This is a genomic window from Chitinolyticbacter albus, assembly GCF_024437655.1.
Taxonomy (GTDB): Bacteria; Pseudomonadota; Gammaproteobacteria; order Burkholderiales; family Chitinibacteraceae; genus Chitinolyticbacter; species Chitinolyticbacter albus.
In genome coordinates this window covers 107,876-121,833 of record NZ_JANBVF010000010.1, presented here as the reverse complement: position 1 = coordinate 121,833, position 13,958 = coordinate 107,876, and the positions used below count along the sequence as shown (strand labels likewise).

At 60.8% G+C, this 13,958-nt stretch carries 13 protein-coding genes and 1 tRNA gene; 11 read left to right on the top strand and 3 right to left on the bottom strand.

The features are described from left to right. Positions 1–255 precede the first annotated feature (255 nt). Positions 256–346 (top strand) — tRNA-Ser (locus tag NLI84_RS08365). 894 nt (positions 347–1,240) lie between these two features. Here NLI84_RS08365 and NLI84_RS19245 read toward each other — a convergent pair. Beyond that, positions 1,241–1,585: a hypothetical protein gene (locus NLI84_RS19245; protein ID WP_255989723.1), complete on the bottom strand. Its 345-nt coding sequence runs from the start codon at positions 1,583–1,585 to the stop codon at positions 1,241–1,243. Between the two features lie 342 nt (positions 1,586–1,927). Here NLI84_RS19245 and NLI84_RS08350 point away from each other — a divergent pair, with 342 nt between their 5' ends. After that, entirely contained in the window at positions 1,928–2,161 is a 234-nt protein-coding gene (locus NLI84_RS08350; protein WP_255989542.1) for a hypothetical protein, read from the top strand. A gap of 155 nt (positions 2,162–2,316) precedes the next feature. Next, a complete protein-coding gene (locus NLI84_RS08345) occupies positions 2,317–3,375 on the top strand; it encodes a substrate-binding domain-containing protein (protein ID WP_308445820.1) in 1,059 nt (352 codons plus the stop codon). A 179-nt stretch (positions 3,376–3,554) separates the two neighbouring features. Here the strand turns inward: NLI84_RS08345 and NLI84_RS08340 are convergent, their stop codons facing one another. Further along, the gene (locus NLI84_RS08340) at positions 3,555–4,901 is read right to left on the bottom strand and encodes a GntP family permease (RefSeq protein WP_255989540.1); all 1,347 of its coding nucleotides are present in this window, start codon (positions 4,899–4,901) and stop codon (positions 3,555–3,557) included. Positions 4,902–5,092: 191 nt separating this feature from the next. Next, positions 5,093–5,605, bottom strand: coding sequence for a gluconokinase (locus tag NLI84_RS08335; RefSeq protein ID WP_255989538.1), 513 nt, complete (start codon positions 5,603–5,605; stop codon positions 5,093–5,095). 794 nt (positions 5,606–6,399) lie between these two features. Between NLI84_RS08335 and NLI84_RS08330 the strand changes: the two genes are divergently transcribed. The 8 genes from NLI84_RS08330 to NLI84_RS08295 all read left to right on the top strand — a co-directional run bounded on the left by NLI84_RS08330 (position 6,400) and on the right by NLI84_RS08295 (position 13,922). Next, the gene (locus NLI84_RS08330; RefSeq protein ID WP_255989537.1) at positions 6,400–7,131 is read left to right on the top strand and encodes a GntR family transcriptional regulator; all 732 of its coding nucleotides are present in this window, start codon (positions 6,400–6,402) and stop codon (positions 7,129–7,131) included. A 283-nt stretch (positions 7,132–7,414) separates the two neighbouring features. Beyond that, positions 7,415–9,145 carry a fumarate reductase/succinate dehydrogenase flavoprotein subunit gene (locus NLI84_RS08325; protein WP_255989536.1) on the top strand — a complete coding sequence of 577 codons (1,731 nt, stop codon included), beginning with the start codon at positions 7,415–7,417 and terminating at the stop codon, positions 9,143–9,145. Continuing rightward, on the top strand, positions 9,142–9,390 hold the full coding sequence (locus NLI84_RS08320; protein WP_148716087.1) for a 4Fe-4S dicluster domain-containing protein: 249 nt from the start codon (positions 9,142–9,144) through the stop codon (positions 9,388–9,390). The genes NLI84_RS08325 and NLI84_RS08320 overlap by 4 nt, the downstream gene beginning before the upstream one ends. 196 nt (positions 9,391–9,586) lie before the next feature. Next, positions 9,587–10,999: an ABC transporter substrate-binding protein gene (locus NLI84_RS08315; RefSeq protein WP_255989533.1), complete on the top strand. Its 1,413-nt coding sequence runs from the start codon at positions 9,587–9,589 to the stop codon at positions 10,997–10,999. Between the two features lie 10 nt (positions 11,000–11,009). Further along, positions 11,010–11,795, top strand: coding sequence for an ABC transporter permease (locus NLI84_RS08310; protein WP_255989532.1), 786 nt, complete (start codon positions 11,010–11,012; stop codon positions 11,793–11,795). Beyond that, positions 11,792–12,649, top strand: a complete 858-nt coding sequence (locus NLI84_RS08305) for an ABC transporter ATP-binding protein (RefSeq protein WP_255989531.1) — start codon at positions 11,792–11,794, stop codon at positions 12,647–12,649. Before NLI84_RS08310 ends, NLI84_RS08305 begins: the two co-directional genes overlap by 4 nt. An 11-nt stretch (positions 12,650–12,660) precedes the next feature. Next, entirely contained in the window at positions 12,661–13,629 is a 969-nt protein-coding gene (locus tag NLI84_RS08300) for a HEAT repeat domain-containing protein (RefSeq protein ID WP_255989530.1), read from the top strand. Next, complete coding sequence (locus NLI84_RS08295) at positions 13,626–13,922, top strand: gamma-butyrobetaine hydroxylase-like domain-containing protein (RefSeq protein WP_255989529.1); 297 nt, start codon at positions 13,626–13,628, stop codon at positions 13,920–13,922. Before NLI84_RS08300 ends, NLI84_RS08295 begins: the two co-directional genes overlap by 4 nt. Positions 13,923–13,958 lie beyond the last annotated feature (36 nt).

The window sequence follows — 13,958 nt, the reverse complement described above, 5'->3', positions numbered from 1 at the left end:
CCAAAGGTAGATCGGGTCTGGCGCCTCAGTCACGCAAGTGCAAAACGGCGGGGTAAGCGTGCTCGCTGCGGTTTGGGCGGCAGGCCTGCGCGTGCAAGAATACAAGGCGAGCCGGAGATCCCGCCCTCCATCTAGGCGCATACCAGCACCGGTACACTCTGAAGCGGGCCACCACCCAGCCAGCAAAGTTGCCGAAATCGCTGCGGCAAAGGCTTGGCAAGCCCAAAGAGCTCACGTATAGTTCCGCCTCTTCCCGGAGAGATGGATGAGTGGTTTAAGTCGCACGCCTGGAAAGCGTGTATAGGTTAATAGCCTATCCGGGGTTCGAATCCCCGTCTCTCCGCCAGAACAAAAGAATAAAGCCCTGATTTTTCAGGGCTTTATTCTTTTGGCGATTTCAGTGTGCCATTCCTTGTTCGCTGATACTGGCTTTCGCTGAACTACTTTCGCTCAGCGTACCCCCAAGTTTGAGTAGCGCGCAGCATTCGCTTGGGGCGAAAAATGGCCGTTCTTGGGACGTACGATGGCGGAGCGCATTCCAGTTGAGCTGACCAGCTGCGCCGGTTACGTGGCCAGCATGTCCCATTCGCCCCCGAGTATCCAGCGCAACGCCGAGCGCTTGCCGTTGATCATTCCCCACTCGAAGTCTGTCCATGGGGCATGGGTTGTCGATGCCTGCTAAGTCTGTCGATACGCTCAATCGAGCCGCCTACCGCGTCTCCGTCAACGCCCATTTGATGGTCAATCTCGCTCAAGCCCGCCAACAGATCGGCTTGGCATTCATCGTCACTCGAACTGGTTAACAACCTTCCTGACCGACCGGAAGTGGGACTACAAGCCGCGTCTGGTCTCGTCAAAGATGCGCACCTTGTTCCGCTCGAATTCATCCAACACCTGCCGTGGCAGATCAGTTCAATTTCTCCGTTCTCGGCAAGGACCTCGAGCGCACCGATGACCGGCTGCCCGCGAAAGTCCTTCGAGAGGTCGAGCCAGACGCATGTATCAACCGGGCCCCGGATTGCCACGCCGTTCCTGTTTCGGAGGAATCTGAGAATTCTATGGCAGGTGTAGGCACGCCATGGGCCTAGAAAGCTATAGACGCAAAAAAACCCCGTTACCGGACGGTGGGGCTGCCGCTTGCGTATGGTGTATTCACACCTGCCGCAGGCTTAGGCTCGCCAGAGCGACGCGGTCAAACCGCGATCGCCGTCCAAACGGGGTTTGTCGATCGTGTGAAGAATCAGTGCTTGCTACGCACTGAGTCCACGATCACCGCATTGCCTTGGTAGCGTGCACTGCTCATGCCAAGGGCAGAACGGAACGTCACTTCGAAATCGCGGCCGATCGGCTTGATGTCGATCACTTCAAATCGGACCACTTTGCCTTCGGTTTTTTGGGAGAAAGAGTCTCCAGCTTTCAATGTGTTGATATGCATTTTTTCCAACTTTTCAGCGCCGCCTTTGTCGCGGCGTACTGACAACTTTACTTGTACGGTTTCTGATGAATGAAGCGGGCTTCGGTGAGAGCGTAGGGGGACATTCCACCTTGACGCTGTCACCCGGCAAGACCCGAATACGATGGGCACGCAGTCTTCCTGCGCAGTAGGCCAGAACGGTGATGCTGTTATCGGGCTGCACGCAAAAGCATGACTCCGGTAACGCGTCGATCACCCAGCCTTCCAGCGCCAGTGCGCCTTCCTTCTCTTTCATGGCTATTTCTTGAGCCACGCTCTGTCGACAGCACCAGGCAAACGCGATCGGATGAATGGACACAGCCGGCCGGCATGCTGGCGAACAGCAACGGGCACTAAGCGTTAGGCACATGGGGAGTTCGCGGGGGGCGGTGCGGCCAAGACCAGCCAAAGAGACTGAAGGCTAGAGACTGCTTATAACTACGCGTCTTGATGAGGGAGAGAACAACTCAAGACGTGGCCACCATACACTTCTTCAGCCATGCCGTCCAGAAAATATTTTCTTTTAAGATTCGTGGATTAGCAGCGAAGGCGATTAAAGCGGGCTCAAAATTCGGCACACGCGGCGCTTGCGCACTGTCACCTCTACTGCTCAATGCAACACGCGACCTCAGCTATGCCGTGGATCTGGCCGCCACTGGCGAACCGGATGCGCAAACCCGTAGCTTTATCGACAAGCACCTGCACTAGGCGCAGTCCAAGCGCTACCACGTCCAGTTGGAGACGCCCGCAAGAAATGAGGCACCAGCGAGCGGCAAATGACTGGATGAGCTGACTTCCAGTCCTCGGCCAAAGCAGGCGATCCAAACAGCTTGGTTGATGTCCTAGATCATTGAACCACAAAAATGTTACTGGTAACATTGAATTATGTTCCGCTGGACACGACGATGAGTCAGCCTAAACGCCCCACCTTGCAAGACGTCGCCGAACTGGTTGGCGTCACCAAGATGACGATCAGCCGTTATTTGCGCGATCCCAAGCAAGTTTCGGAAGCGTTGCACGGCAACATCAAGGATGCGCTGGATCAGCTGGGGTATATCCCGAACCGCGCGCCGGACATACTCTCCAAAGCCCGCAGTCAGGCGATCGGCGTCTTGTTGCCGTCAATTTCCAACCAGGTGTTTTCCGCACTGATTCGCGGCGTCGAATCGGTCACGGAACCCGCCGGCTATCAGACGCTGTACGCCCATTTCGGTTACGACATGCTGATCGAGGAAGCGCGCGTGGCGATGATGTTGTCGTTTCACGTCGACGGCCTCATTCTGTCCGAATCCCACCATACCGAGCGCACGCGACGAATGATCCAGACCGCTGGGATACCGGTCGTCGAAGTGATGGAGACACCGGACAAACCGATCGATCTGGCCGTCGGACTCGATCACACCGCAGCGGCAAGGGAGATGACCGAAGCGATGATCGCCAGCGGCAAACGATGCATCGTTTATCTAGCGGCCCGGCTCGACAGCCGCACGCACCAGCGGATTGCCGGATATCGGCAAGCCCTGGGCACAGCGGGGCTGACCGCGCACTTGGTTGAGACCGAAGCTCCTTCCACCTTCACGCTGGGCGGCAAGCTCGCCGACGATGCGCTCGCGCGCCATCCCGGACTCGACGCCCTGTTTTGCACCAATGACGACGTCGCCGTCGGCGCGATGCTCGCCTGCCAACAACGCGGTCTGCGCGTACCCGACGACGTCGCTATCGCCGGTTATAACGCGCTGGACATCGGGAAGGCACTGTCGCCGCAACTGGCCAGCGTGGTAACACCGCGCGAAGCCATCGGTCGCGTCGCCGCAGAGCGCCTGCTTGGTCGCCTTGCCGGCGGGGATTACCCGGACCGCGTCGTCGATCTGGGTTATACGCTGACGCTGGGCGGCAGCGTCTACGCGGCAAACCGTGCCTGACGCTGTACACGCGTCGCCCTATCCTGGAATCAAAAAAGCCCCACAGTATGCGAGGCTTTTTTGAAAGAAACCGCAATCAGTTCCGAGCTGCAACCCACCCCATTCACCGAACGCGGTTCCGTTCTTTTACAAGTTTTATGGATTTACATTAGCCACGCAAAACGGTGAGCAGCCAGAATTTATAAAACCAGACTCAGCAACAGCACAAACACCAAGCCAGCTACGGAAATAATGGTTTCAAGTAAAGTCCACGTTGCAAATGTTTCCTTCATGCTCAAACCAAAATACTCCTTGAACATCCAGAACCCAGCATCGTTAACATGAGAAGCAATCAGGCTCCCCGCGCCAGTTGCCAGCACTACCAGTGCGAGATTTACGTCTGTCTGGCCCAACAACGGAATGACCAAGCCCGCAGTGGTTAAAGCAGCAACCGTAGCAGACCCTAATGAAATACGTAAAATGGCAGCAATCAGCCAAGCAAGCAAGATGGGTGACATAGCGGTGCCTTTGAATAATTCGGCCACATAGCCACCAACACCACCATCAATCAGCACTTGTTTGAAGGCGCCACCACCACCGATAATCAGGAGCATCATCCCGATATGCGCGATGGCTGTTGCACAAGACTCCATTACATTCTTGATTGGAATATTTCTCGCCACGCCCATGGTATAGATGGCAACCAGCAACGAAATCGTCATTGCAGTACCAGCATCACCAATAAAGCGAACTGCACCCAGGAAATTATTGTCTTCGACACCCATTGTTTTCTGCAGCAGCGTAATCACTGTAGCAATTGACATCAGAATAACAGGTAGCAATGCAGTAAATACGCTGATTCCAAAATCAGGCGTATCTTCCAACTTGAATGATTTTTGCTCCCCTAGCGAAGCGATGTTACCGGTTTTGGTGAACGAGTCAGGCACCAGTTTTTTGGCAACGATCGTAAACAGTGGCCCAGCCAAAATAACGGTTGGAATGGCAACAATGAAACCGTATAGCAATACTTCACCAATGTTCGCACCATATTCACCAGCAATGACAGTGGGCCCCGGGTGCGGTGGTAAAAAGCCGTGCGTCACAGACAGCGCCGCAACCATCGGAATGCCGAGATATAATATGGAAATCTTTAACTCTCTTGATATTGCAAATACGATCGGAATTAACAACACAAGCCCGACCTCAAAGAACATTGCCACGCCAATGATAAAAGAAGCAACAACGACAGCCCATTGAATGTTCTTCTCACCGAACTTATGTATGAGTGTCATTGCAATGCGCTGCGCACCGCCCGAATCGGCAATCAACTTCCCCAGCATCGCACCAAGCCCGAAAATCAACGCCAAGTGACCCAGTGTTCCACCCAGCCCTGACTCAATCGTTTTGACGATTTTTTCTGACGGAATCCCAAGAGCCAAAGCAACCACGAATGACACAATGATTAATGAGACAAACGTATTCAGTTTGAATCTCATAATCAAAATCAGCAAAGCAAAAATGCCAAGCCCTACAATTAATAGCGGCATTGCAAGTTTCTCCAAATTATTAGCTTTAAGCGTCTTCCGCCCATATCTATACAGAATAGATAGCTAGTCACCTTGGAATCCAGACCCTATCGATGGCATTGCTGCGATCAATGTGAGTCACCCACTTTTTCTTGAATATAGCCGAAAATCAAAAGGCCGGATCAACAATCCCCCTCACGCAACAGGGCTTTTCAAACAGCAGCTCGAACCACCGCCAGCGTGCGCGCCAGCACCGACTCGAAATCGCCGTCGATCGATACGCGCAGCACATCGGATTCATCGTCAGTTGGCACTTCCAGTGCATCAAACTGGCTTTGCAACATGCCGGCCTTTTGATAATGGCCTTGGCGCGCCTGCATCCGCGCCAGAATCAGCTCGTAACTTCCTTCCATGAAGATGAACGTCACTTTGTCGTTGTCTTGGCGAATGCGATCGCGGTAACGCCGCTTCAGCGCCGAACAGACGATCACCGCGGTTTCGTTCTTGCGATCGACGGCAAACACCGCATCGTTGATCCGCTCCAGCCACGGCGCACGGTCGTCATCGTTCAGTGGCGTACCGCCCCCCATCTTCACGATGTTGGCGCGCGGATGCAGATCGTCACCATCGATGAACTTGGCGCCGATTGCCTTGGCCAGTGCTTCGCCAATACTCGACTTGCCGCTGCTCGAGACGCCCATCACCACGTAACTTTTCCCGGACATCTGTTGTTGCTCCTGGTTGCATTGGATCGGCCTATCACCAACTGCGGATATGGCACGCTTCTGAACTTAATGATGAGATGTTACCGGTAACAAAAATTTAAGCACAAGTCGTTTTTTGAAAAGAGCATCCGGATTAGATCTACGTCAAATTAAACGCTGACTTTGACCGCAACGGGATCCATCGTCCTGCTGTTGGTACGGGTGATGACGGTCAGGCTGCACGCACTCATTGCACTGATCCTCGTCTCGAGGATCGTCGGCATGCCGCGGGAATGAACCTGCCAAGATCGCCGACACACTCCTGCACAGCATGGTCGACACTCGGATTTGTCGCCACCGTCGTCGCGCTCGGCACGATGTTCGGCACCTCCTGGCCTCGACGTTGGGGGCTTCTAGCTGGCAAGGGGCAAGCAGTCTCATCAGCCACTGGCGGTGCTGCACGAAAACGCATGGTGGCAAAAATGCCCCTTGCTCAACGGAGCTGCCTCTTGAAGAGCCTTGCGATGGTTTTTCGGCAGCGGCAACTACAGCACAGGCCCACCCTCGCTCTGGCGTGCTCTGTGCCAGACATCTGCCGCGGCGACTCAGCACTTCCTCTGCTCAAACTCACTGTTCAAAAATCAGCAAACTGCTCATTGAACTGTTGATATATCAACATCAATAAAAACGAGACCACCTTGGCAAATATCCATAAAAACCATTCATTAACAACGAGTTGAATTAATACATCCAGCCCAGAAGGGTCTGGCACGGCCTTTGCAATACATGACCTGTCATAACGAGTTGCACAGGCCATGCCCCACACCCTGCTTGAAGCCTCACAGCCCATTTACGGGCGCATCCGCGATGAGCTGCGTACCCGCATCCATGCGGGAGCCTATGCGCCACACGAGCGGCTACCGTCCGAAAGCGATCTGATGGCGCAGTACAGTGTCAGCCGCATCACTGTGCGGCAGGCGCTGGGCGAGCTCGAAAAGGAAGGCGTGCTGTTCAAGGTGCCCGGCAAGGGGGCATACGTTTCCAAGCCCAAGCCCTTCCAGCAGCTGGCCCGGCTGCAGGGCTTTGCCGAAGCGATGCGCCAGCATGGTCACGAGATCTACAACCGCCTGCTTGGCATCCGCGCGCTGGCGGCTAACGACACCGTTGCTGAACGGCTGCGCTTGGCCGTCGGCGCATCGGTCACCGAATTGCGGCGGGTGCGCCTGCTCAATCGCGAGCCGGTATCGCTCGACGTGACCTACGTGGCGCCCCATATCGGCGAGCGCCTGGCGCGCGAGGATCTCGCGACACGCGACGTATTCGGGATCCTGGAAAACGACTACGGCATCGCGCTGGGCCATGCCGATCTCGCCATCGATGCTCACTTGCCCAACCCGGAAATCGCCGGACTGCTGGAACTGCCTGCCGGCCAGCCGCTGTTGCGCATCGAACGCCTGACGCACGACCGCACCGGAGCGCCGATCGATTTCGAATACCTGTACTGCCGCTCCGACAACTTCCAGTTCAGGCTGCGGGTGGCGCGATGACACGCCCCGTCGATTCAGTCCCGCCACGGGCCGCAAGCCCCCGGCAAAGCCGGGTGCATTCGGAAAGTGGCGTGCCACTCCCCGCCCCCCTCTTGTTCCACCCCCACTCCCCCCGCACGCTCTGCGCTCCCGGCAAATCCGGTCGTCGCCGCCGCGAGGGAGCCTCGCCGTGCTCGTTTGCTGGCCGGACTGCCCATGCGCCTGTTCCGCGCCCGGCACACACACGTCCAGTTCGTCAGCTTGGCCGACGGGGCGAGGCCCGTTTTCTTCAAGGAAGCAAACCATGAACACAATCGAACGCGAGGTCGATGTCCTCGTCATCGGCGGCGGCACGGCCGGGCCGATGGCCGCGGTCAAGGCCAAGCAGGCTGGCCCCGATCTCAAGGTGCTGCTGCTGGAAAAGGCGCATGTGAAGCGCAGCGGCGCGATCTCCATGGGCATGGATGGCCTCAACAACGCCGTGGTGCCGGGCTTCGCCACGCCCGAGCAGTACGTACGCGAGATCACCGCCGCCAACGACGGCATCGTCAACCAGAAGACCATCCTTGCCTACGCAGAGAACAGCTACGCGATGATCGAGGAGCTCGATCGCTGGGGCGTGAAGTTCGAGAAGGACGAGACCGGCGACTACGCGATGCGCAAGGTGCATCACATGGGCACCTATGTGCTGCCGATGCCCGAAGGCCACGACATCAAGAAGGTACTGTACCGCCAGTTGAAGAAGAACCGCATCGAGATCACCAACCGCCTGGTGGCGACGCGGCTGATCGTCGGCGAGGACGGCCGCATCGCCGGCACCTTCGCCTTCGACTGCCGCACCGGTGATTTCCACGTGGTGCGCGCCAAATCGGTGGTGCTGGCGTGCGGCGCGGCCGGGCGGCTGGGCCTGCCTGCATCGGGTTATCTATTCGGCACCTACGAGAACCCGACCAACGCCGGCGACGGCTACAGCATGGCGTATCACGCCGGGGCGGAGCTGTCGGGCATCGAGTGCTTCCAGATCAATCCGCTGATCAAGGATTACAACGGACCGGCCTGCGCCTATGTCACCGGCCCGTTCGGCGGCTACACCACCAACAGCCGCGGCGAGCGCTTTATCGAGTGCGATTACTGGTCCGGCCAGATGATGCAGGAGTTCCACAACGAACTCTCCGGCGGCAACGGCCCGGTGTTCCTCAAGCTCGACCACCTGGCCGAGGAAACGATCAGCACCATCGAGACCATACTGCACACCAACGAGCGTCCCAGTCGTGGGCGCTTCCATGCCGGGCGCGGCACCGACTACCGCGAGCGCATGGTCGAGATGCATATCTCCGAAATCGGCCTGTGCAGCGGCCATTCGGCCTCGGGCGTGTGGGTGGATGAACACGCGGCCACCACCGTGCCAGGCCTCTATTCCGCTGGCGACATGGCGTGCGTGCCGCACAACTACATGCTGGGCGCCTTCGTCTATGGCCGCTTCGCCGGTGTATCGGCGGCACGGCACGCGCAGGTGCACAGCCACGCCGCCGTGGCCGCCAGCCAGATCGAAGCGGAGCGCCAGCGCGTGTGGGCACCGCTACTGCGCGAATCCGGTCTGCCGCCGGCGCAGGTGGAATACAAGCTGCGCCGCATGGTGAACGACTACCTGCAGCCACCCAAGGTCACCAAGAAGATGCAGCTGGGGCTGGAGCGCTTCGAGGCGATCCGCGAAGACCTCGACCTGCTGCACGCGCGCAATCCGCACGAGCTGATGCGGGCGATGGAGGTCCACGCGATCCGCGATTGCGCCGAGATGGCCGCGCGCGCCTCGCTCTACCGCACCGAAAGCCGCTGGGGGCTCTACCACGCCCGCGTCGACTACCCCGAGCGCAACGACGCCGATTGGCGCGTTCACGTGCAGTTACACAAGAACGCGGCCGGCGAGATGGCGTGCTTCAAGCGGCCACTGGAGCCCTATGTGATCGCGATGGATCAGGACGAACACGCCGCTTACCAGAAGCTGCGCATCCACAAGGAGGCCGTACCGGCATGAGTTTCCCCACCTTTTCCCTCGCCCAGCAGCGCACCAGCGTGCCGGTGCGCATCGACGATGAAAAGTGCATCGCCGACAAGGGCTGCACCGTGTGCGTCGACGTCTGCCCGCTCGATGTGCTCGCCATCGACCTGACCCGCGGCAAGGCCTATATGGCCTTCGACGAGTGCTGGTATTGCATGCCGTGCGAGAAGGATTGCCCGACCGGCGCAGTGCAGGTCGACATCCCCTACCTGCTGCGCTAGCGGCACCACGTGATCGCCCGATGACTTTGTCAGCACCGCTTGCCGTACCAGTTCGTACTGTCTGCGACCAAAGGAAGTCCGCTTTACCGCCGTTCAGGACGCTTCGCGCTTCGTGCCAGGACCACTTCGCTGGGCTTTGTTAACCGCTCTCAGCAGTCACTGCTTCACCCCATACAAAAACCACCTGGAGATACCTATGAAACTCACCCACCAACTCGGCGCACTCGCGCTGGCCCTGTTCACCGCTGGCCTCGCGCAAGCCGAAACCATCCGCGTCGCCATCGGCACGCAGGACACCACCATCAATTGCGCCACCGGCGGCGTGCTGATCCGCGAGTTGAAGCTCCTGGAGAAATACCTGCCGCGCGACGGCAAATACAAGGATGCGCAGTACGACATCCAGTGGAAGAACTTCACCTCGGGCGCACCGCTTACCAACGAGATGGTCGCCGACAAGCTCGACATCGGCTCGATGGCCGATTTCCCCGGCTCGCTCAATGGCGCCGCTTTTGACAAGGCCGGCAAGAAGAGCCTGTTCATCACCGTGCTGTCGGGCAGCACGCAGGGCAGCGGCAACGGCATCGTCGTGCCCAAGGAATCCTCTATCCAGTCGATCACCGAGCTGCGCGGCAAGACCATCTCGGTACCGTTCGCCTCCACCTCGCACGGCATGCTGCTGCGCGCGCTCAAAGCCAACGGCATCGATCCGGAGAAGGACGTCACCATCATCACCCAGGCGCCGGAAGTGGCCGGCCCCGCGCTGCAGGCGAACAAGATCGACGCCCACGCCGATTTTGTTCCGTTCGCCGAGCTGTTCCCGTACCGCGGCTTTGCTCGCAAGATCTTCGACGGCTCGCAAGCCAAGACACCGACCTTCCACGGTTCGCTGGTCAACGCCGAGTTCGCCAAGAAATACCCGGAAGTCGTCACCGCCTTCCTGCGCGCGGCGATCGAGGCCGACCGGCTGTTCGCCGCTGATCCCGAGAAATACAGCGACCTGATCGAGAAGACCACCGGTATCGAGGCCGAGGTGGCGTATTTGTTCCACGGCCCGCTCGGCCTGCAGACGCGCGATTTCAGCTGGAAGCCCGAGTACCGCCAGGCGCTAAAGACCTCGATCGAGACGTTGCGGTACCTCAAGCGCACCGATTCCGATCTGGATGTGGCGAGCTTCGTCGACGACCGCTACATCCGCGCCGCCTTCAAGCAGGCCGGGATCGACTACGAGGCGCAGCTCAAGGACTACGACAAGCTGCCGCTCAACGCCAAGGATGTGCTCACCGGCAAGCCGATCACCGATTTGCGCCGCCTGGGCCAGGTGTGGATCGAGGGTGAGCCCAAGGTGCGCCACTACGCCACGCTGGAATCGGCCGTGACAGACGCCAAGCGTATCGAGGCCGGCGGCAAGCGCATCCGCGTGATCTACGCGCAGGACTACGGTAGCGGGATCAAGCTTTTGGCACGCCAGGCCTGGTTCGCCCAGGACAGCAAGGGCCAGCTCGCCGCCTTCCTGCTCAAGGATGCCGCCGCCACCTGGGCCAAGGCGAACAACGCCAAGGTGGTCGATTACGCCAGCATCCAGCCGGCTGCCAAGCTGGCGACCAACTGAGACCAGGGCGATGCGCGCACTTCGTCTGAACCCTGCCGCCTGGGTGCTGCCCGCCGCATCGCTGCTCGCCAGCGTGCTGCTGTGGCACCTCTTGGCCACTTACAAGCCGCACCTGGGCCTCGTCACCTTCGCCAACGCACCGTCGCCACGCGAAGTCTGGGAGGCCGGGCAGGATCTGGTGCAATCGCCCAAGCTGCTGTTCCACCTGGGGCACAGCCTTTACCGGGTGTTCGCGGGTTTCGCCGCCGCAGCGATTGCCGGCATTGCGCTCGGCCTCGCCATCGGCCGCTTCGGCTGGGCGCGCGGCACGCTGCTGCCGCCCCTGGAGGTGCTGCGGCCGATCCCGGCGGTGGCGTGGATTCCACTGTCTGTCCTGCTGTTTCCGTCGTCCGAGGCGTCGATGATCTTCATCACCTTCGTCGGCGCGCTGTTTCCCATCCTGCTTGCCACCATCCACGGCGTGGAGGGGGTCGACGCGCGCCTCATCGCCTCGGCGCGCAGCCTGGGCGCGCGGCGCTGGCGCGTGTTCACCGAAGTGGTCGTGCCGGGCGCCGCGCCTGCCATCGTCACCGGCCTTGCCATCGGCATGGGTACCTGCTGGTTCTGCCTTGTCACCGCCGAGATGATCTCGGGGCAGTTCGGCATCGGCTACTACACCTGGGAGAGCTACACCTTGCAGAACTACGCCAACATCGTGGTCGGCATGCTGCTGATCGGCGTGCTGGGCATGGGCAGCAGCGCGCTGATCCGCGCGCTCGGCCGGCTGGCCATGCCCTGGCAGGGAGCAACGCGATGAATGCGCCACGTCCGCTCGCCACCACCGCCGGCCGCATTGCGCTCGACCAGGTATCGATCCGCGTCGGTCATGGCAACGATGCCTTCACCACCGTCGAGGACATCACGCTCAACATCGCGCCAGGCGAATTCGTCTGCCTGCTCGGCCCTTCTGGTTGCGGCAAGTCGACGCTGCTCGGCGCGCTGGCCGGCCACCTGACACCCGCCTCCGGCACGCTGCAAGTCGATGGCGCGAACGTCGCCGGACCGTCGCCCGAGCGCAGCCTGGTGTTCCAGCACCACACGCTGTTCCCGTGGCGCCGGGTGATCGACAACGTCGCCTTTGGCCTCAAGATGCGCGGCATCCAGCGGGCAGAGCGCCACACCGCCGCGCAGGAGCTGCTGGCGCTGGTTGGGCTCGCCGGCTTCGAGCAGCGCTATCCGTCGCAATTGTCCGGCGGCATGCAGCAGCGGGTGGAAATCGCCCGGGTGCTGATCGGCCAGCCGCGCGTGCTGCTGATGGACGAACCCTTCGGCGCGCTCGATGCGCTCACCCGGCTGAAGATGCAGCAACTGCTGCTCGACGTATGGGCACGCTTTCGCACCACCGTGGTGTTCGTCACCCACGATATCGACGAAGCGCTGTTCCTCGCCGATCGCATCCTGGTGATGAGCCCGCGCCCGGGCCGCATCGTCGAGGATCTGCGGCTGCCGTTCGAGCGCCCGCGCGATGCAGCACTGTCGACCAGTGCCGACTTCATCGCTCTCAAGCGCCATTGCCTGGCGCTGCTGCACCACGACACGCCCGTGCCGCCGCTGCCCCGGCTGACGCCGCTGGGTGGCCCGGACGTGCGCACGCTGCAATTTGCCATCTGACCGGACACACCATGACCGACACCTACACCGCCCTCTTGGGCGATTCCGACCTTGCCGCGCTGGCGCCACGCCTTGCCGCGGTCGACGCCGCCACCCGGCGCATCGCGCTGATCGAGCTTGCCGACGAGGGTGATCCGGCACACCTGCCGCTCTTGATCGCCGGCCTCACCGATGCCGATGCCCGCGTGCGCGCCGAAGCGGCGCAACTGCTGGCAGGCTGGGACGAGATCGACGTGGCGCAGGCACTCGCCGAGCGATTGATCGACGAGGATGCCGGCGTGCGCGACGCTGCGGCGCAGAGCCTCTCCGAGCTCAAGTCACCAGCCGCCGGCGCACCGCTGCTGGCGTGGGCGGAGCATGCCGATGCCTACGCCCGCGCCGCCGCGCTGCGGGCGCTGCGCGAGCTGCGACTGCCGGCCGCCCAAACGCCAGCACAGGCCTCGCTGTTTCATGACCATGCCGGCGTGCGACGCGAGGCGGTCGGCGTGCTTGGCTGGCTCAAGGTGACTGAGGCCTTGCCCGCGCTCGCCGAGCTGGCGCAGAGCGACGCCGATGCCGAAGTACGCCGCGCCGCCACCGGCGCACTCGGCTTTGCCGCCGACGCGCAGGTCGCACCCGCGCTGCTCGCTGCGCTGAACGATGCCGAATGGCAGGTGCGCGAGGAAGCGGCCAGCACGCTGGGCAAGCTGCGGCTGCCCAGTGCGGCAACAAAGCTGATCGCCACGCTGGAACACGATATCTGGCAGGTACGAATCAAGGCAGCGCGCGCGCTCGGCCTGATCGGCGACGCGGCCGCGCTGCCGGCGCTGATCGCGAGCCTGACGCACCCGGCCGGCAATCTGCGCAAGGAAGCCGCCATCGCGCTCGGCGAGATTGGCGACGCCACGGCGCAGGCCGCGCTCGATGTGGCCGCCGCCGATCCCGATCCGGAAGTGCGCAAGGCGGCGCGTCTGGCCATCAGCCGGCTGGCACAGCCATGACGCCGGTCGAGATCCTCCTCGCACCGCAGGCGCTGACGCTGGTCTGGCCCAACGGCAGCGCCACGCTTTCCGCCCAAGCGCTGCGCGCCGCCTGCCGCTGCGCCGACTGCCGCGCCGCCACGCTGCGCGGCCAGCCCATTTCCGTCCCTACCGAAACGGCGCTGGCTGGGCTGGAGCCGCTGGGGCATTACGCGTTGCAGCTGCGCTTTGCCGATGGCCACGAGCGCGGCATCTATCCCTGGGCCTATCTGCAGCAGCTCGCGGTTGCATCGGATGCTGCTGCATTTCGTTAAATTCAAATTAGTTATTTTGAAATCATTTAATATTCC